General features: G+C 48.1%; 19 protein-coding genes and 2 pseudogenes. 4 read left to right on the top strand and 17 right to left on the bottom strand.

The annotated features are described in order from the left end of the window. Nucleotides 1–25: 25 nt before the first annotated feature. Nucleotides 26–691 carry a thermonuclease family protein gene (locus METLU_RS0116295; protein WP_027159149.1) on the bottom strand — a complete coding sequence of 222 codons (666 nt, stop codon included), beginning with the start codon at nucleotides 689–691 and terminating at the stop codon, nucleotides 26–28. 247 nt (nucleotides 692–938) lie between these two features. On the opposite strand from METLU_RS0116295, the gene METLU_RS0116300 reads away from it, so the two are divergent. Beyond that, on the top strand, nucleotides 939–1679 hold the full coding sequence (locus METLU_RS0116300) for a hypothetical protein (protein WP_027159150.1): 741 nt from the start codon (nucleotides 939–941) through the stop codon (nucleotides 1677–1679). Here the strand turns inward: METLU_RS0116300 and METLU_RS26855 are convergent. The 8 genes from METLU_RS26855 to METLU_RS25640 form a co-directional block, all read right to left on the bottom strand. Further along, nucleotides 1676–3883, bottom strand: a complete 2208-nt coding sequence (locus tag METLU_RS26855; protein ID WP_051299947.1) for a hypothetical protein — start codon at nucleotides 3881–3883, stop codon at nucleotides 1676–1678. The genes METLU_RS0116300 and METLU_RS26855 overlap by 4 nt on opposite strands. After that, nucleotides 3880–4068, bottom strand: a complete 189-nt coding sequence (locus METLU_RS0116310; protein ID WP_027159151.1) for a hypothetical protein — start codon at nucleotides 4066–4068, stop codon at nucleotides 3880–3882. Before METLU_RS0116310 ends, METLU_RS26855 begins: the two co-directional genes overlap by 4 nt. Nucleotides 4069–4182: 114 nt before the next feature. Then, nucleotides 4183–4380 (bottom strand): hypothetical protein, encoded by a 198-nt coding sequence (locus tag METLU_RS0116315; protein WP_027159152.1) that lies wholly within the window; start codon nucleotides 4378–4380, stop codon nucleotides 4183–4185. Nucleotides 4381–4410: 30 nt separating this feature from the next. Further along, nucleotides 4411–4734 carry a hypothetical protein gene (locus METLU_RS0116320; RefSeq protein WP_027159153.1) on the bottom strand — a complete coding sequence of 108 codons (324 nt, stop codon included), beginning with the start codon at nucleotides 4732–4734 and terminating at the stop codon, nucleotides 4411–4413. Nucleotides 4735–4774: 40 nt separating this feature from the next. Further along, nucleotides 4775–5506, bottom strand: a complete 732-nt coding sequence (locus tag METLU_RS0116325; protein WP_155920598.1) for a helix-turn-helix domain-containing protein — start codon at nucleotides 5504–5506, stop codon at nucleotides 4775–4777. Continuing rightward, complete coding sequence (locus METLU_RS0116330; RefSeq protein WP_027159155.1) at nucleotides 5497–6054, bottom strand: helix-turn-helix domain-containing protein; 558 nt, start codon at nucleotides 6052–6054, stop codon at nucleotides 5497–5499. Before METLU_RS0116330 ends, METLU_RS0116325 begins: the two co-directional genes overlap by 10 nt. Nucleotides 6055–6069: 15 nt before the next feature. After that, a complete protein-coding gene (locus tag METLU_RS0116335; protein WP_027159156.1) occupies nucleotides 6070–6621 on the bottom strand; it encodes a hypothetical protein in 552 nt (183 codons plus the stop codon). A gap of 77 nt (nucleotides 6622–6698) precedes the next feature. Continuing rightward, complete coding sequence (locus METLU_RS25640) at nucleotides 6699–7004, bottom strand: toprim domain-containing protein (RefSeq protein ID WP_269209357.1); 306 nt, start codon at nucleotides 7002–7004, stop codon at nucleotides 6699–6701. 89 nt (nucleotides 7005–7093) lie between these two features. Here METLU_RS25640 and METLU_RS0116345 point away from each other — a divergent pair, with 89 nt between their 5' ends. Then, on the top strand, nucleotides 7094–8446 hold the full coding sequence (locus METLU_RS0116345) for an IS1182 family transposase (protein ID WP_027158166.1): 1353 nt from the start codon (nucleotides 7094–7096) through the stop codon (nucleotides 8444–8446). A 72-nt stretch (nucleotides 8447–8518) separates the two neighbouring features. Here METLU_RS0116345 and METLU_RS25645 read toward each other — a convergent pair whose 3' ends face one another. The 8 genes from METLU_RS25645 to METLU_RS0116385 all read right to left on the bottom strand — a co-directional run bounded on the left by METLU_RS25645 (nucleotide 8519) and on the right by METLU_RS0116385 (nucleotide 16034). Next, nucleotides 8519–9223, bottom strand: coding sequence for a primase-helicase zinc-binding domain-containing protein (locus tag METLU_RS25645; protein WP_051299949.1), 705 nt, complete (start codon nucleotides 9221–9223; stop codon nucleotides 8519–8521). Continuing rightward, nucleotides 9220–10716 carry a DEAD/DEAH box helicase gene (locus tag METLU_RS25650; protein WP_081679123.1) on the bottom strand — a complete coding sequence of 499 codons (1497 nt, stop codon included), beginning with the start codon at nucleotides 10714–10716 and terminating at the stop codon, nucleotides 9220–9222. The genes METLU_RS25645 and METLU_RS25650 overlap by 4 nt, the downstream gene beginning before the upstream one ends. Next, a complete protein-coding gene (locus METLU_RS0116360) occupies nucleotides 10709–11482 on the bottom strand; it encodes a DUF3102 domain-containing protein (protein ID WP_027159158.1) in 774 nt (257 codons plus the stop codon). Before METLU_RS0116360 ends, METLU_RS25650 begins: the two co-directional genes overlap by 8 nt. Nucleotides 11483–11493: 11 nt before the next feature. Continuing rightward, nucleotides 11494–12156, bottom strand: coding sequence for a hypothetical protein (locus tag METLU_RS0116365; protein WP_027159159.1), 663 nt, complete (start codon nucleotides 12154–12156; stop codon nucleotides 11494–11496). Between the two features lie 130 nt (nucleotides 12157–12286). After that, the gene (locus tag METLU_RS0116370; RefSeq protein WP_027159160.1) at nucleotides 12287–12508 is read right to left on the bottom strand and encodes a helix-turn-helix transcriptional regulator; all 222 of its coding nucleotides are present in this window, start codon (nucleotides 12506–12508) and stop codon (nucleotides 12287–12289) included. 71 nt (nucleotides 12509–12579) lie between these two features. Continuing rightward, a complete protein-coding gene (locus tag METLU_RS0116375; RefSeq protein ID WP_027159161.1) occupies nucleotides 12580–13314 on the bottom strand; it encodes a hypothetical protein in 735 nt (244 codons plus the stop codon). Between the two features lie 4 nt (nucleotides 13315–13318). Continuing rightward, nucleotides 13319–14518: a tyrosine-type recombinase/integrase gene (locus METLU_RS0116380; protein WP_027159162.1), complete on the bottom strand. Its 1200-nt coding sequence runs from the start codon at nucleotides 14516–14518 to the stop codon at nucleotides 13319–13321. A gap of 367 nt (nucleotides 14519–14885) precedes the next feature. After that, complete coding sequence (locus METLU_RS0116385) at nucleotides 14886–16034, bottom strand: acyltransferase family protein (protein ID WP_027159163.1); 1149 nt, start codon at nucleotides 16032–16034, stop codon at nucleotides 14886–14888. Nucleotides 16035–16508: 474 nt separating this feature from the next. On the opposite strand from METLU_RS0116385, the pseudogene METLU_RS28025 reads away from it, so the two are divergent. Further along, nucleotides 16509–16691, top strand: a pseudogene (locus METLU_RS28025) (IS701 family transposase); the annotation flags it as partial. A gap of 96 nt (nucleotides 16692–16787) precedes the next feature. After that, nucleotides 16788–18037 (top strand): annotated as a pseudogene (locus tag METLU_RS25655) (IS256 family transposase). Nucleotides 18038–18373: the final 336 nt, after the last annotated feature.

Raw genomic sequence — 18373 nt, forward strand, 5'->3', positions numbered from 1 at the left:
GAAACTGAAAATTACCAATTAGCTATTACTTACAAAGCGACTCGCACGGAACGCCATCATTATCACGGTCTAGGCGAGATTTACCGCATTCATTCAAATAGAAAGTAGCTTCGGCGCAGCTGCTCATGTCACCGCATCGTGACTTTGATCCGCACTCAAACCCCGCACTACTGGCAGAAACTTTTTTGACTGGAAGTTTTTTTGCAGCCTTTGCCGTTTTACTGCCATGTCTGAATTCCCAAGGCGGGATAGGGTTCTCATCGACCCATAAGCCAGTTTTGCTAGCTTTTGCAGTTTCTTCTAATCCAGCAATTGTCTGATCAGTGAGGTATTGTTTATAGGCCCAAGCCATGCCGCGCTTAACCTGTTCGGCATTGGCATCAATGCCATCGCATGTTATCCGGCCCAGGGTGCGCTTATATCGATCGGTCCCGTGGTCATCGATAATTACCGATTTTTTAAAGCAGATGTTCGACAAGGATTTTTTAGATTGGGTGCCGAATGCCTGCTTAGACTCGGGCGCATCAATTCCGGCCATGCGTATTTTAACCTGACGTTTGTCGGCATTCAGTACGGTCAACGTATCGCCGTCCAATATACCGACTACAGTTCCTGTCCATTCGGTTGAAAACGCGGAGAATGGGGCTAAAAGCGCTAACGCTAAAACAAGTTTTTTCACTTTTATTTTCATTTTTACTTCTAAAAACTCGCCGGATAGATTGTGTTATCTATCCTCAAAAAGCCAACTATTCTACATTCTAGTTATGCATTTTCATAAATTTAATGTTGAGTTAATGAGACACCAGATTATAGTCGTGTACATCAATTCAACGTGAGTTGCATTTCCATGACTTGCTAGGTTTCTAAGTTCTTACATTTATGGCAGCTAAGTTTAGGTGTTACAATCCAGCGCGTTTTAATTACATGGATTATAAAAAATGAAAAAAATAATTGGATTGGCTTTTTTAGTTGCAGCTACTGGAAGTTATGCTGATAGCGTAACTGGTAAATACTCAAAAGAAGATGCTGTTGTAGAGATATCTGAAACTAAAGGCGGGGTTAATTTCGAGATTAGCTCAGTTGTCGATCAAAGTTCATGTAATGTGTCTGGAACTGCAAAAATAATTGATGCACATAGGGCAGCATGGACTCCCGATGATCCTGAAAATCAATGCTCAATTGTGATTAATTTCAAAGATAACAATAATTTGACAGTCACAACAAAAGACTGCTTCTATTATTGCGGAGTTGCAGCTGGCGAATCTATGGATGGCGACTATAAAAAAACAGCTTCAGAAAGCGTCGAGCGCTATCCTGACAATGTAGATTTCAACGCCGCCGCTCTGATGATGTATAGCTCATATATAGGCTATCAGAACGGCGTTGCAGCTATGTACGATAAAGAGGAGTCATGTTGGAAGGAGATTGGCAGCGACTTAAATCACGCTAAGTATTGTGTCGCCGCATCATTGGCCGGAGGCATTATTGAGGCGGGATACGCTAGACAGGAAGGGCGTGTATCAGCGCCAAATTATCAACCGGACGCTATGAAAAACCGCATTGTCGAAAGAATGAAACAACACGGTTTCTCTGAAGACGAAACAAACTCTGCAAGAGATTATGTCGGCTTAAATGCCATGAAGGTTATAGCAGGATTGGCAAACGCCGGAATGCGCTAAACACCACCCAGACCTCCAAGTACAATATGAGCTATTTTTCTACAGCTTACGTCCTGCCCCACGTCACCCTGGTCCACAGTGACATTAACCGATCGCTTGCTCGCATCACTAGCCATAGGGATAATGAGAGGCGGCGCATCGGCAAAAGCAGGCGGCTTGGGCATGGCTGGCACAGATGGGCTTGGTGATGACGCATAAACGGGCTTAGGCATAGACGCCAAAGACGGCATAACAGATCGGCTGTATTCAACAATATCCCTGGCAAATACCTCGCCTCGGCTCATGGCCTTAGTCATGCGGCCATAAGCTTCCTGAATGGTTATATTTCCATCGCCGTACAGGCTCTTGTTACCTGAGATAACGGCATTTGTCATGCCTTTTACGCTATTTACCGGGGCGTTAGGATTGCTCTTTAGGGCTTTCAGAAAGTTAGCCCCGGTTCCTTCGCCCAGATTATGAAGTGCGTAAACATTGGCATCATCATTGGTTCCGCCCAGAGCGCGGCCTTTTTCGATGTTCGCTCGCGTAAACTCAGCCAACATGGCGGCCTGTAGATCTTTATCGGATCTCAACTTGGCGGCTTCTTCTTTGGTTAAATTGCCGGCGTTCTGAACACCATATTTGGTCCCGTACTTGTTGAGTATATCCGTCCAGGTAGCATCCAAAAACTGGCCGTAACCGTGCGCTGACGATATGCGCGATCCGTCTTTCCTTGTTGGCCTGGCTTCTGAATTAAAACCGCTCTCGAACCCGGTAATTTTTGCCACTATGCCGGGATCTATGCCGGCTTTTACAGCAGCTGTACCGAGATGCTGTTTGGCATCATTCCATCGCTCCTTAAGGCTCTTAGGAATGGATTTAACCGCTTCAGTGCCGTTTCTGAATACCTCTTTGCTGGGCTCAATGATATTTTCTAGGGCCACTTGCTTTACATCGACGCCGGTTTTTTCTTTGATGTAAGTATTGGCGGCATCAGCTACGTTTTTGACGGTGTCGACGCCTTTCTGCACAATGCCTAATTTATCCTTGAAAAAGTCGGCTATCGGCTGCCAAAGGTCGGCAATAGTCTCGGCCACCTTGCTGAATTTATCAGTAATGCCGGGAAATGTTTCCTTAAACCAATCAACGGCACCATCCCAGGCTTCGCTGATGCGCGGGCCAAGATTGGCAAAGAACTTGCGCCCCTCATCGGTAAACAATCCCCAGGCTGCAGTCGCCGCTGCCGTGATTGCCAGGCCAATGGGAGAGAAAATGCCGGCCAGAACGGTTCTCAAGATGAGCCCGAAGCCACCAAAAACCGTCTTGATTCCGGTCAATAGCATTGGGCCTAGCCCGGCGATAGCACCCAGCAACCAAGGCAAAATGCTTCCCAGCAGGCCACCAAAGAAACTGCGTCCACCATCATCATCAACAACAGGCTGCCGGTCCTCGATTTCATTCAGGCTTCTTCGCGTGGCTTTATTGAATGCGCTGTCCTCTTTCCGGAACAGGCGCAATTCGCCAAAGATGCGCCGGTACCAGCGCACATCATCCTTTTCTCCACTGAATAGCGCTTGATAGCCACGGGCCAAAGGTTCCGCTATCTCGTTGAACGCTCTAACAGTCGGATCGACTTCTTCCAGTCCGGTGCTGGAATCTGTGACGGCGGTAGCTATGCGGTCGGCCAAGCCATTTAACAAGGTGCGCTGCGACTGCTCATCGCCTTCGCCATTGGAAGTAAAGCGCCCCCTATTATCGCGGCATGCATTGGGCTCGACTGAGCGTTCACGGGCTGCTGAGTCATCGACTATAAACCGGCCAGAAGCATTGCGGGCGCGTTCGCGGTTCGGGGTGGCCGGTGGTTGCTGATCGGCACGATTAGCGCCCGCCTGTGGCGCGACTTCGCCTTGCTCATTTCTGGATCGTTGACCGTCCGCCCTAGTCGATGCATTGGCCGCTCTGTTCGGCGTTACCGAGTTATCCGCTTGCGTCCCGGGTGGTCGTTCGCTGTTGCTTGCCGGCGTGAAGCGCTGACTTGATCTATTGCCTGAAGCCGGTGTCGTCGTCTGGCTGGACCGCTCAACCGCTCTAATATTTTGGGCAACCACCGCCCGCTTGATGGCTGCTACATCGGACTTGATGGAATTTAACAAGTCATTGCTGCGCTTGATGTCGGGTATTATTGGCCCGGTCAGGAAGCCTTCTGAGTCGTGGCTGAGTCTCACAACTGCACCTCCAAGAGTTTGGCCGCTGCAATGGCACGGGCTTCAGGGCTGGCTGTTTCATCCAGCACGACCTGCTCAAGCGTTTTGATTGCGATTTTACGGATAGTGGCCGGCGTTTTATATCCAGGCTTACGTCCTGGTTTTGATCGGAGCGCGTTTGGGTTAAGTTTAATGTCTGCTTGCATGGTATTTGCCTTTTGGGGATAAAGGAAACCGGTTGTTATGGACTGGTGAAAACCGGTGACATCGTTGCAAAATTCAGTTAATGGTCAGTTAATGGACTGTAAAAATTCCGGTGATTATTCATCAACGAACCGGATATCTTTCAGCAGTTCCACAATGGCTTTTCCAGGATACCGGCCCTGATGATATTGCCTTAAGTGCGGCTCTAATCGTCGCCACAAGTCGGCTGGGATGTAGATATCAAGCCGGACCGCGCCTTCAGAACGCAGGTTTTCTCGGTATCGCCGCTGGGTTTCTGCTCTGCTTTTTTTCATATTTGAAACTTGGATTGTGAAGCTTTGAATTTACCTTTGATTTTCGATGGAAAGTAACTTTTCACAAGCTTGTACAACCAGCTCAGGCGGGGTTTCAGGGCTTTCAACGAGCCGCACAAGGGCATCAATGACAGTTTTTTTAACCTTTGGCGCAACTTTTTGCGCAACTTTTTTATTAACATCGGCGTTAACATCGCCCCGGCACCAACCGTCCCGGTGAGCTTTTTTGCTGATTGCCTGACGGGTAAGCTGGAGTTCGACGGAAAGGTCTGCGAAGCTCATTTGGGGATTGGATTCCCATTTCTTGCGGGCTTCCTGCCACTGCTCTTCTGACGCTTTTGATTTTGCTGCCATTTTTGTTACCTTGGTGAAAAATGTTACCGGGGGTTAACATTTATTGACATTTATTGAGGAAATATCGCCGGTCCTCAAGCTCAGCCCGTGCGATTGCGGCCTTAGCCTTCAACTCATCAAGGGCCTGTTTTGCGCAGGCATGATCCGGGGCTTTGGGGTCCACCGCCGGGTGGTGGGGATTATCCAAAACAGCGTCAAGAACCCGCTCGGCCTCGCTCAGCGTCCGCAATTTTTCCAATTCAAAACCCAGGCCCATCGCTTCTTCGGCGGTTTCGGCCAACACGCGCAGCAGTTTGGCACCACCGCGAAGCTGATCGAATGCCTTGTTGTTCTCTCGTACATGCTTGACGCACTCGAGGTTTTCTTTCGATCGGCGCAGAGTGCGGTCAATCGCTTCCTTCAACTCGACCTGCTTGTCGTGCAAGGATCGGACCGCGCAGTCTTGGGCCTCCTGCGCTTGTTTCCACTGGGCTTCCAGCCATTGGCCGACGTGCTGTTCCTGAGCGGCTGTCAGATCACGCTGCCAACAATCTGAAACCCCAAACAGGAAATCGATTGATACCTGATACACTTCGGCCGCCTTCGGGATCAGCCATAAAGGAACTGCATCGATAGAGCCTTCGACCTTGGCCAGCTTTGACGAATTCGCATAGCCAAGCAGGCTGGCGGCCTGTATTTGAGAATACCCGCAAAGCTCGCGTGCGGCCTTCATGCGCTCGCCTAGGGTCTTAACAATTTGCTCATATTCATTGCGTCGAGACTTTATTTGCATGCTTGCACCTTGTGGCGAATCAGCGCGCGCCGCGCCGTCTGGGCGCTCTCGTGGGCTTTCCGGATGCGGTACTGCAACTGCGACCCGGCCGGCAATCGGTTGAAATCCGAATTCAATCGTTTAAAGGCGGTCAGCGCTTCGTTGATCGCTTCGATCTCGGCCAGCAGCACGCCGACTGCCGCCGCCATTGCTTCGACCTGGCCTTCTAAGGCCATTTGCCGGGCCGCCCACTGGGTAAACAGCTTAGCTTGCTGATGGTGTACCCATGCGCCGATTTCGCGCCCCAGCTTGGTTTCTTCAGCCACCTCAAAATCGCTTGAAAAACCAAGCAGAAAATCGACGCTCACGTCATAAATCAAGCTCGCCAGCCGTACCAGTTTCAAAGGGATGGTCTCGATATCGACGCCGCTTTCAATCTTCGCCAAAAGTGAATCCGAAACATCCAGTCGATCAGCGGCCACATGCCGCGGCAGCTTGCAGATCTCACGGGCCTCGACCATCCTACTTCCAACGATCTTGGTGATTGCAATTTCATCTTTATCCATCATTCGGAGCCAACCTGGCTAAGCCGCTTCTTCGGCATTATTGAGTGGGTAAAGTGATGTATTTTTGAGCAGTTCAACAGAAAAACGCGGCGAATCTCCTAAAAAGGCTTTGATAGCTTCAGCTTCGGCCTTGAGCCCGGCAATAATGGCGGCTGAGGCGTCTGCTTCAGATTTGGGGATGTGAGGGACTATTTTTTCAATCTCGGCTTCGCTGAATCGCTTACCCAACTCCTCGGCTTTTTGCCGGCGCGTATCAAGGCGCGCTGCAAAGGTCTTTTGCTCAAGCTCGATGTCGCGGGGTATTTGGTTTAACCGGCTTGCGGCCTTGTTGATTAGCTCAAGAGGACGGCTCTCATACTGTTTGTCGCCGAGGGCAATAATTTCTTTATTTTGATCATAAACGCTAGTCAACAGCTGTTTGAAATCGGCCATTTTAGCGATTGCGTCTGCATTTTGATTAAGCGTTTGATCGTCGATTCGTTGCAATGATGCTAATGCGCCATTAATGCAAGTAGCCGCGTTATGTGCCGCCCGGTACTGTACTGGGGAAATAATTGTATTTTTGGTCATAAACTGCCTCTTGGTGTGAATTTAAAGGCAGTTTACGACCGATTTAAAAGGGTCTAGCGGGTGTTTTCCGAATTCAGTCATTGGTGCTTCTGGATATAGTCGACGTAATCGATATCTATGCCTCGATCTATATGAACCGGGCTTTCCTTGCCAAGGATACTGGCTACATAAACTTCCTTGCCCTTTTTAACCTTCAAACGATTAGCCAAGGTATAGGCCGCCTTTTGTCCCGTAAAACTGCTGTCATTGTCGGCATAAATGATTACTGTACGCACATAATCGGGAACCTCAACCTGCTCCATCATTGTCGCGTTGGCAGCCGCCCAGCATGGGTATCCATCGTCCTGCATGGTGGCCAGCGCCGTCTCGATGCCCTCGGCTATGCCTAGGAGTCTGTCGGACTTATCAGCATTTAAATCTCATCAGTTGTAAAATAGTGATGAGTTCAATCATTTTACCGCCATGATTTCTGATGAGTCGCTTTATTCAGTTTGATCGTAACCAACAGTATTTGCTTCCGCCGTCCGTGGACGAATGGTTGCCGGAAGACCACCTGGCACGCTTTATCGTCGAAGTGATCGATCAGCTCGATCTATCAAAACTGACAGGCCATTATTCTGGACGGGGTTCAGCGGCTTATCATCCGGCACTGCTGTTGGCCCTGCTGATCTATGGTTATGCGACCGGCACGTTCTCCAGTCGCAAGATCGAGCGGGCAACCTACGATTCAGTGGCGTTTCGGTTCATTGCTGCCAATCATCATCCCGATCATGACACCCTGGCTCATTTCCGCAAGACCTTTCTGGTGGAGTTGGAGGACTTGTTCGTACAAGTGCTGACACTGGCGCAGACGATGAAACTCGTCAAGCTGGGACAGATTTCGCTGGATGGTACCAAAATCAAGGCCAATGCCTCGAAGCACAAGGCCTTGTCCCATGGCCACATCGAAAAGCTGGAAGCGCAATTGCGTGAGGAAGTGCAGGCCCTGCTGAAAAAGGCAGCGGACGTTGATCAGGAAGAATTGGCCGACGGTATCGATTTGCCGGCGGAAGTCGCGCGTCGGGAAGATCGCTTGAAAGCCTTGGCGGAAGCCAAGGCCAAGATTGCCGAACGGGTTAAAGAACGGGACGAACAAGCCCAAAAAGACCACCAGGAGAGACTGGCTGACCGGGAGCGCCAGCGCCAGGCGGGCAAAAAACCCCGAGGCCAGGAGCCCAAGGCGCCCGAAACCGGCCCCCAAGCTAAGGACCAGATCAACCTGACCGACGAAGCATCGCGGATCATGCCGAGCAAGGACGGCTTCGTGCAGGGCTACAATGCCCAGGCGGCCGTCGATGTTGACAGCCTGCTGGTGGTTGCCGCCACGCTCAGCCAGCATACCAACGACAAGCGGCAAGTCGAGCCGATGCTGAAAGCGCTGAACGCCTTGCCGGACAGCCTCGGCAAGCCGGAAATGCTGCTGGCCGACAACGGCTACTTCAGCAAAGACAACATCCAGGCCTGTGTGGAGCAAAAAATTACACCCCTCATCGCGCTGGGCCGGGAAGCCCATCATCTGCCATTGGCGGAACGCCTGACGCCGGATGCACCGGAACCTGAAAGCGATGACCCGCTGGTCAAAATGGCCTGGAAACTCAAAACCCAGAGTGGCCGCACGCTTTATGGTAAACGCAAAAGCACGGTCGAGCCGGTATTTGGGATCATCAAACAGGTACTGGGCTTCCGCCAATTCTCGCTGAGAGGTCTTGATGCGGTAGCTGGTGAGTGGAAACTGGTGACTATGGCCTTCAATTTAAAGCGAATGCATGTGCTGGCGGCCGGATAACGGAAAAATAACCCGAAATAGCTCTTGGTTGGGCAGAACCGAAGACTCAATGCCGCCAATAATCCATATCGGTCAAATAAGAATCATAATACTGAACCCTGTCCGACAGACTCCTAGAGTTTCGCCTATTCCGCCCAGTTGAATAGCGCCTCCCGGCATCTCACGGATTTTGGGTAAGAATTTTTTGGCTGGATATCCTTCTATCTTGTGGCCGTTATCATTAAGGTAAGTGATATGGTAGCTGCAAACTTCGCCGGCGATATTGCGGAACACGGCCACCATAGCCGGGAATGTGCCGACCTTTACCGGCTTGTCGGCATCGTTTTTATGCCAATAATCGACACCTGGATGAAAATAAACGTCACGTTTAGGCAAAATAGATATGCCCCGGTTTAACAGGTATTGCCCGGCGATATCGCAGTGTGTGATGCGAGTAAAACCGGAATGAATACGCTTTAGCCGGGCTTCATTATGGCCGTAATCCGCTTTGTCCGGGGCAGGGGCTGCATGGCACTTATCTATAACTTTCTCGATGCGGTTAGCGGCTTCAGAGAATGACCAACCGTTCACCTTTTGCAGCAAGCTAAACCCATCGCCGGCGCCGCAGCCGGAACAAAAATATGATCCTTTGCCGTTCTTATCATCGAAGCGAAAGCGGTCCTTGCCACCGCAAGCCGGGCAAGGGCCATGTTTGTTTTTTAAGAATGACTGATCGATACCCAAGGCGCTTAGGATGCTCGGCCATTTGCCAACGACTGATTTTGCAATACTGCTCATGCCGTGGCCCTCCGTTTGCAGCCCTTGGCAAAGGCGATATTGCGCCGTCTTATTTCATTCTCAACAACCCGGCTAACAGGCACGTCAAGCGCTGCTTCAAACTTAAACGGTGGCACATCGCCCGCGATATCCTGATACAGATGAAACGCCATGCCTGGCTTTTTGCCATGCTCTTTAACATACGTGCAGAGCTGGTTCCATAAGTCTCTTTTATTCCGCGCCGCAACCGCTTTACCCAGCTTAATTTCCTGCATTTCACCAGGCACCGACACAACCTGATTGCGCCTCACCCTGACATGGCCGCAATGCTGGCCAGTGTCGCTATTGGTCTGCCATAATTCCCCGCACTTGGGACACTTGGCGGCCTCTTTTTCCTCCTTGGTTGGTTCTTTTTTCGGCTTTTCTGCGCCGTCGTCGAGCGCACTGACGCCATTGTGATAAAGATCCTCCCATTGATCCTTAAATCGCAAAAAGTTGCCGGAATGATCGAGCCAGACAGCAAACTCCTTGCATGGATGTGAACGCATGACGCGGCCGAGCTGCTGAACATGGCTCGAAAAGGATTTTGTGAACGGTCGCGCGGATATGCCTATCATCACGTCTGGGCAATCGAAACCTTTAGTCAAAATATCGGTCGCAATTAGTCCGGTGATTGCGCTGTCCGGCTTTGAAAATTCACGCAAAATCTCCTGCTTGGCGTCCTCGTCATCCCGATATGAAATAGAAACGAAGTTATAACCGGCCTCTTTAAATTTTGCTGATAAATCTTGTCCGTGGGCGACACCAGCGCAAAACACAATCGTTTTCCGTGGTCCACCAAAAATCTCATGCGTTTTTTTAATCCACTCAGAAACGATATCGCCAGTAATCTGGATGCCACGCGCCCCGGCTTCTGCCTGGCTCCATTCGCCGCCTACTTTCTTCGCACCGGTCATATCAATCTCTTTTGCGATAAAGACGCGCAACCGTGCCAAATTGCCCATGTCGACAAGTTGTTTGGTGGTGGTTTTGCTGATGACATTGGAATAAGTGCTGCCCAACCCCTTCACGAAAGGGCTAGCCGAAAGCCCCACGACCTTTATCCCAGGATTGTTTTTTATAAAATCGACGGTTGACCGGCGCGTATTATGGGCCTCATCGACGACCAGTAGTTTCAAATTTGGAAATGAGCCTCGCTTCTCCAAAGTCTGGGCGCTGCAAATTTGAATCGACTTGTAAGTCAAATACCGCCAATGGCCGGCCATCAAAACGCCGTGATCGATGTTATATTTATCCAACCGCTGACTGGTTTGATCGCATAATACGCGGCGGTCCATAACCATAGCGGCCCTGTGGCCCTTTTGCTCCGCTGCCGCCAACATTGAAATCGCTACTTCTGTTTTCCCCGCGCCGGTGGGCAGATAAAGCATCTGAGACCTATGACCGGCTGCAAAGCCTTCACGTAATCCATTAATACTAAGCTCTTGGTAATCTCGGAGAATAAGCTTACTCATGACCGGACTCCTTCAACTTTTTCTCCAAGATTTTGCAGCGGCGATCCAGTCTATTTAACTGCCTCTTCATTTCCGCGTTTTCGTTGAGAAGGCCATCAATGCGCCCCTGCAAGCCCTTTTCAACCTCCTTCAGAGCGTCTATTTGCTTGATAGCTGCGGCTGTATAATTGTCGTCCTCGAAAATAACACGCATCCGGTTGTTATCTTCCTCAAGCCGCTGATTTTCTCTAATCAAGTCATCAATCAGGTCGCTGGCTCGATCATCGTCGGAATACTCCTCCTCATCATCCAGCAACTCCGGTTCCGGCAGGGCTGGGCGCGCGGGTTCCGGCTCGACTTCGGTATATTCACCTTCAAGGATCTCCTCCTGGCCTTCCTGTCCAAGAACGGATGGGGCATCAACCGTTGCTTCATCAATAGTCACCTCGATCTCAGTACCGGCTTGAGCCTTGGCGGTAGATATAGCTTTTGCCAGTTTATTTATTGACGGCCTTATGTCGTGATTACCAAACAAGCTAATCACCAGGTCTTTATGGCTGGCAATCTGCATGTATTTCTGGGCCTGGCGGATATCAAATGCGAACTCCGAGTTCGTATTTATAAATTCATCCCACTTACCAAAACCCACGTATTCCTTGGCCTCCAGAAGTCTTTCACCAAGATTTATGACTGAAAAAACATAATCCTTTTTCGATTTCTCCATGGCCAAAAACGCTTTGTTGATCCCGGCTGCTAATTTTTTTTTGCTTACTAAATTCTTGCTCATGCTCACCACCTTTAAAAAATAAACCGCTGATTGATTTCGATATGCTCTAAATCAAACCCAGGTGGTGACGCGGTTATTGGCTTTTCCTCTTCTATATATTTATTACTATGTATAAGAGTTGTATTTGGAATGTCCTTATCTTGGATAGGGAATAGACGAATGGGATTGAAACCACGCTCTAGGCCGCGCGGCTCTAAGCCTGCATCGGTATCGGCGTTGCCAGAAAATTGCCTAGAAATTGCCAAAAAATTGCCATTCCGTTGCTTAGAAATTGCCAAATTTTTGCTTGTCTTTTTCCTAGTGCCTCTAATCAGGTGCCCGGTCATGGTCCACCCGTCGCCCAAAAAAGGAAACTCGGGTTTTATGCTCGTTACGCGTAAATAATCACCAATGCGATTGCTATGCGCCTGCTCATACTCAATAAAAAATTGATACCCGATGAAGTGTGTTAAAAGTTGATCGCATCGGCTAAACCTCGCGACCGGGTTTTCTCCGATGGTCAGCCGGTACAGTTTGGCAAAATCGCCATTGCGATCCACTGAATAGCTGCCCTTGGGAGTTTTATTAACATTAAAAAACTTGATTAAAATTTCTCCGGCATCATTTGCCAGCTCCATCAAGAAAACAGGTTTTATCCCGCCCTTGATGGCAATGGTGCCTGTTTTTGTGTTCACACAAACACATGATATTTTGTTCACTTTTTTAGCAATCCTTAGCCGATAAAGTCCGTCGTGATACAATTAACCCGCCCAAGAGTTAATTGCTCACTGAACCCCGGCTATTAATTAATAACAGTCGGGGTTTTTATATTTGGTTCAAAGGCGCCGAAGTTGACGATACCTTGCGCTTTTCTTCAAAGGCTATGATGTCGGCCTCCAAATACCGAACAGATCTGCCAATTTTTACAAAAGCAGGACCAATCCCCTTGTAGCGCCAATCTTGAAAGGTTTTAGGACTAAGTCCCCAGCGTTCAGATAATTGTTTTTCGGTTAAGGTTCTTTGTGAAGGTCGGTTGAATTTATACATCTATCATTTGCTCCGTGAAATTACAGGTTCGATGGAGCAAATGATATTTTTTGCAGGTTAGGGGGTAATTGTTACAAATTCGATTTTTCTTTAAATTCTAGCAAGACTTTGTATGCATCATTGTAAGTGACACCATCATCCATCAGTCCCAATGTGGCATTAGTCATTCCTAAAACAATATTTGACCAATCCTTAGAAGGATCTGGAGATAGTCCTGCAGAGTGCAATAAAGAAACAAATCCTCTCAAACACTCTCTTCTAAAATTGTTTTCCTGGCTGCTTATTCCATTATTAATAAATTGTTCATCAGTTATTTTATGCGGATCAAAGCAATTTACCTTATCGATCAACCAAGCCAATTCCGTTTGCAATGACGTTTGATTTAAGCTCAAATCCGGATTTCTTTGAGAGCGATAACCAAGATCTGACAGCTGGTTAAGCAAACTAGATAATTGTTCAGCGTGTTTTTTTATACCAGATACAAGTTTTTCAGCTTCGTTTTTTCTTCTTGCGCCTTTTCCTGATGTCTTAAACCTATATTCATCATAATTAACGTAAGCTCTCCATGATGCATCAAACAATTTAATTTGATCCTCCTCCCTTGATAAAATTAAAGTAACTCTATGCCATGTTTCAGATATTTTCGGCCATGTTAAAAGTCTAAGCATTCTTTCTTCATCAGTATATGACCAATGCTTTTCAGTAAAGATGACTCCATTCCTCTCATACTTGTAACCAACTTTGAGCTTTTGATAATGCTTTACAATAGCATTAGGTACGCCAGGGTATTCCGATTTTCTGATCATAAAATCAGATCTTTTTCCGCGCCAGGTCAATGCTCACAACATCGGCGCTTGGCTTCAATCCTGCTGCAGCTAAAATCTGCTCACCATGCCGGTCAAGAGCATCCCGAACGCTATCCTGTCCAAATCGGGCATAAATGGCGGTAGTCGATGTGTTAGAGTGATTTAAAACGCGCCCTATTAAATGGAGGCTGTTACCGGCCTGTGCCAGCCAACTGCCAACCGTCCGGCGCAAGTCGTGAATCCGGACGTCCTCAATCCCCGCTGCTGCTCTAATACGGCCCCAGGGCTTACTGATGTTAACCAAATGCACTCCAGGCTTCTTTCCAACCAAGATGTAAGGATTGTCCTCAATCCTTGGTATCTGTTCCAGAACGGTGCGCGCTGCAGGAGATAATGGTAGGTAGTGAGTTTTGCCGTTTTTAGGGTCCAATATCTTTATCTCATTGCGGCCGTAATCAATATCAGTCCATTTTGTCTTCAAAACCTCCTGTTTCCGTAGGCCAGTCAATAAATAAAGCCATACGGCATAACGTGCTGATTCATTCAGTTCACTTTGTATCGCTTCAATGAGTTTTGGCAGTTCTTCTGGCGTAATGTATCGGTCGCGCTTTTCCTCCTTGAATTTTTCTAAACCTCGCGCCGGGTTCGGGTGTCCTTCATCGACAATGCCCCATAATTCAGCCAGTTCAAAAAGTTTATGCAACAAAGCCAATGTCCTGTTGGCCTCATACTTACCGTTGTTTTTGCCTATTTTTGCGTGTAATGCGGCTATATCGGCGCGCTTGATAGCATTGGCTTTTAATGATCCCCATGCCGGAACAATATGAGCATCAATTCGCCTGATGTCATCCTTTCCTGATTTCTTTTTTGTAGCGTGTCGATCAATGTAGGCCGCGCACAGTTCCTTGACCGTATTCCCGGCGCGTTCCTTTTCTCGTTCGGCCAGCGGGTCGTCACCCTGGATCACGTCGGCCAAGTATTTGCGCGCCTCCTTCCTTGCTTGGTCAAGTGTAATGGCTCCATATTGACCGATAGTTATCATTCGTTTCCGTCCATTGTGTCGATATGACAAAACGAACGCCTTTCTTCCGCCGGGATAGACTCTCAGGCCGAACCCTGAGATATCGCCATCCCATAAAACACATCTTTCTCCATTCGATCCGCTGTATACCGCTGCATCAATTATTTTTTTTGTAAGTTTCATTGAGTCACCATTAAGTCACCATGCGAAATAGTAAAGCACAGTAAAAAACAGTAATCAATGAATGTAACGATATGCTCTATATTATTGATTTATAGTAACTACCAGAAATTAGCGGTAATTAACGGTAAAGCTGAATCTGAGATTCGTAATCAGTAGGTCGCGGGTTCGAATCCCGCCATTGGCTCCATTGTAATCAGTGGCTTATGTTATTTGTCAGGTCCTTTTATTTTCTTAGGGACAGTAGAAGAATAGGATAAAAAGCCACAGCAAATAGCAATAAAACTCAATTAGAGCGCCTAGTTCCGGTCGCGCAATAGTCTTTCATGAATAATGGTGCGGCGCTAAGAGTCATTGCTCGACTCTTACGCTACCTTGCTTCTTTCATCATAAAATATGAAAACCTATGTGCAATATATATTGATGGTTTATCAATGAAGCGTTCAAATAGATAAGAGGCCAAAATACTGATGGAAATATAGGTTGCAAAACAGGCAACTAATGTCACCTTTGTTTGAGGAAGAGCGAGATAAAATATGCAAGTAATGGAACCAAGTATAATCATATGCAAAAGATACAAAGGAAAGGATATTCTTCCCAAAAACTGCACTGGCTTTGACTCCAATAGATTCTGTCCAAATCCATTGATAATGGATGCCGTTATAAAAATAGCGGCAATTGTGTTGTAAAAACTTTTTTTCTCAAATATCTCAATGCCGTAAATTTTAATATCGGGCAAAAAATTATAGAAAGAGCTTTCGAACTGGAATGCGCCAAAATAAAAGCCACTCAAAAATAATGCCCTCCCCAGCTTTCTGCTAACTTTTGTTTGATTCAAAAGTGCCCCAATAAAAATCGCAATATAATAAATAGAATCGCTTTTGTAATATGCATAGAGAAGAAGAGACATCAATATTGTTGCAATAAAAACACGTCTTCCCTCCCCAGGATTACATAGATAGAACGTTAAAAGATAAATGGAACCAATAAATTCAATTTTTAGCGTCCAAAGAGGTGGATTTAATGAACCATCACCAAAAATTATTGATTTGTAACTTATATACTCAAATAAATTGATCAAAGAGATATCTAGTGGGAAAAAGCGGTCTAGCCATGGAGAGGAGCCAGAAATATCAGCGGCTTTCACATTATAGTAAAACCCAGTCTTGTACACTATAAATGACAATATTAATGATGCGACAATCGGTAAATTAAGGCGCAAATATCTACCCCATACCCGCCGCCTAAGTGACTCGAAATCATCTATAAAATAAGGTAGCGCAAGAACGTAACCAGATAATACAAAGAATATCAAAACAGGCAGATGTCCATTGTAAAATATGGACACGAAAGGAGATTGTGCGATCTCAAATAAAATGCTTGGATTTTCGTTCTTTTGAAAAATGGCGGGGTAATTTTTGTGAAGAAGCACTGGAATAAAAGCGGCAACAAAGTGCGCAATCACAACACTGAGCGAAGCGAATCCTCTCAAGCCATCTGCCCTTTTATTATGTTTCATTGGCTATTTTTCATGTAAATTATCAGTTTAACATTTTTTGCGAAGCGAGAACTTCGCCGGAATTTATTGAGGTTGTTTTAAATGCACTTTATTTAAAGCGCTTATATCATTTCGTTGTTCTAATCGGTTCTGTTGACATTTCGTAATGATTTTACAAGACTCCCGCTCCTTTTGGTGCAGAGATGAGCAACAGAACGGAATTGACCGATGATCAATGAGAAACGTTTTACAAATTATTGCTGCTTCATGGTCGAGTGCATGTTGGGACTGTTCAGACATGCCGCCGTTTTCTGAATGCGGTGCTGTGGATTTTACGCAGCGGTACACAGTGGCGTCTTTTATTAGCCTCTTTGGCAACTGGGATTCGGTCTATAAACGATTCTCACGCTGGTGCAGACATGACGTCTGGAAGAGCTTGTATGCTGGCTGTAGCCAATATCCTGAGGTGCAGCAGGTATTGTTCGACAGTACGATAACTATTTCTGGTCCAGCAAGCATCACGGAATGGTTAAGGACATTAACCTGATTACGCTGTATTACACCGATCCTCAAGGGCAACATCAACCGGTTAATTTCCGGGTTTACGATAAAGCCGAAGGTAAAACCAAAAATGATTATTTTCTGGACATGCTGGCCGAGGTGTTCCCAAGAGGTATAGTCATTTCTGGTGTATGACCTAGAGAGGAAAGCGGTGTAACCTGTTGGTAAAAAGATCTCCGCAGATCAACCACCAACTATAAGGAAAACACCGCCATGACAGAGAGTAATGTCATTACCCTGAATAAGCCAGAACAGAATGATCCGTTGCAGGAAGTGCTGCGCGAGGGCGCCCGCAAATTGCTGGCTGCCGCCATCGAAGCTGAGGTCGCGGCCTTTATCGCGCAGCATAGCGCGTTAAAAACTGATACGGATAAAACAGCCGTGGTCAGGAACGGTTATCTGCCAGAGCGCTCGATTCAAACAGGCCTCGGCGACATTGCAGTCAAAGTGCCGAAGGTGCGGGACCGCTCCGGCTCGGGCATCAAGTTCAACAGCAGTCTGGGGTGCCGCCCTATTTGAAGCGCACCAAGAATATTGAGGAATTTCTGCCTTGGCTTTATCTGCGCGGCATCTCAACCGGAGATTTCTCGGAAACGCTGAAACACCTGCTGGGACCGGAGGCGCCGGGCTTGTCCGCGGCCACGATCAGCCGTTTAAAGCAGGACTGGGAGCAGGATTACCAGGACTGGACCCGGCGTGACCTGAGTCAAAAGCGCTAAGTCTATGTCTGGGCCGACGGCGTCTATAGCCATGTCCGTATGGATGACCGGCTATGCCTGCTGGTGATCATCGGTTCCGATGAAAACGGCCGTAAAGAACTGGTGGCTTTATCCGACGGCTACCGTGAATCGGCGGCGAGTTGGGAAGCGGTGCTGACGGATTTGAGGCAACGAGGACTCAAGACGGCGCCCAAACTGGCCATCGGCGATGGCGCACTGGGTTTCTGGAAAGCCGTGGCCAAGCTCTGGCCGGATACCGACCAGCAGCGCTGTTGGGTGCACAAGACCGCCAATGTCCTGGAAAAACTGCCGAAAGCCATGCAGCCCAAGGTCAAGGAGGCGCTGCACGCGATCTGGCAGGCGGAAACCCGGGAAGCGGCCTACCAGGCCTTTGACCACTGCGTTGAACGGTTCGAGCCGAAATATCCGAAAGCGATGGCGTGCCTGGCGAAAGACAAGGACGCCATGCTGGCCTTTTATGATTATCCGGCCGAAAACTGGCAACACATCAGGACCAGCAACCCGATCGAGTCCGTCTTCGCCACGGTCAGGCTGAGAACGACCAAAACCAAGCATTGCGGCAGCCGGACAACCACCCTGGCGATGGCCTTCAAGCTGATGGAAACGGCCCAGAAAAAGTGGCTGCGCTTAAGAGGCTATCAACAGTTAGCCGAGGTCATTACCGGCGTGAAATTCGTCAATGGCATCAAACAAACCGGAGATCAACAACAGGACGCCGCTTGATTCTCTATACACCAGATTTGACGTGCGCCGTGCTAAGGCGCTGTCTTCCAGCGGGTGCGAATCCCGCCCGGCAACTTTCGCTCCGGCCGGTAGCAATTGGAGCAGTCGTGGAGGCAACGAAGCGGCTGAAGCCTCCAGTGTAGAGGGTCCTTAAGGGACCTGGCGAGCATGCAGGCCGTAACGCGAGTGAACGCTGAGCAGGCCTCGAAACGGTGAATGTGGAAGCCGATCCTGCGTCAATATGGAGAAGGCCGATGCTGGTAGGTGAAGTGAGCGAAATGCAACCTACCAGTTCCACCGGGGTAGTGGCGATGGCATGTATGAAAGAGGAAGGCA

This window comes from Methylobacter luteus IMV-B-3098 (assembly GCF_000427625.1).
GTDB classification, from domain to species: Bacteria; Pseudomonadota; Gammaproteobacteria; order Methylococcales; family Methylomonadaceae; genus Methylobacter; species Methylobacter luteus.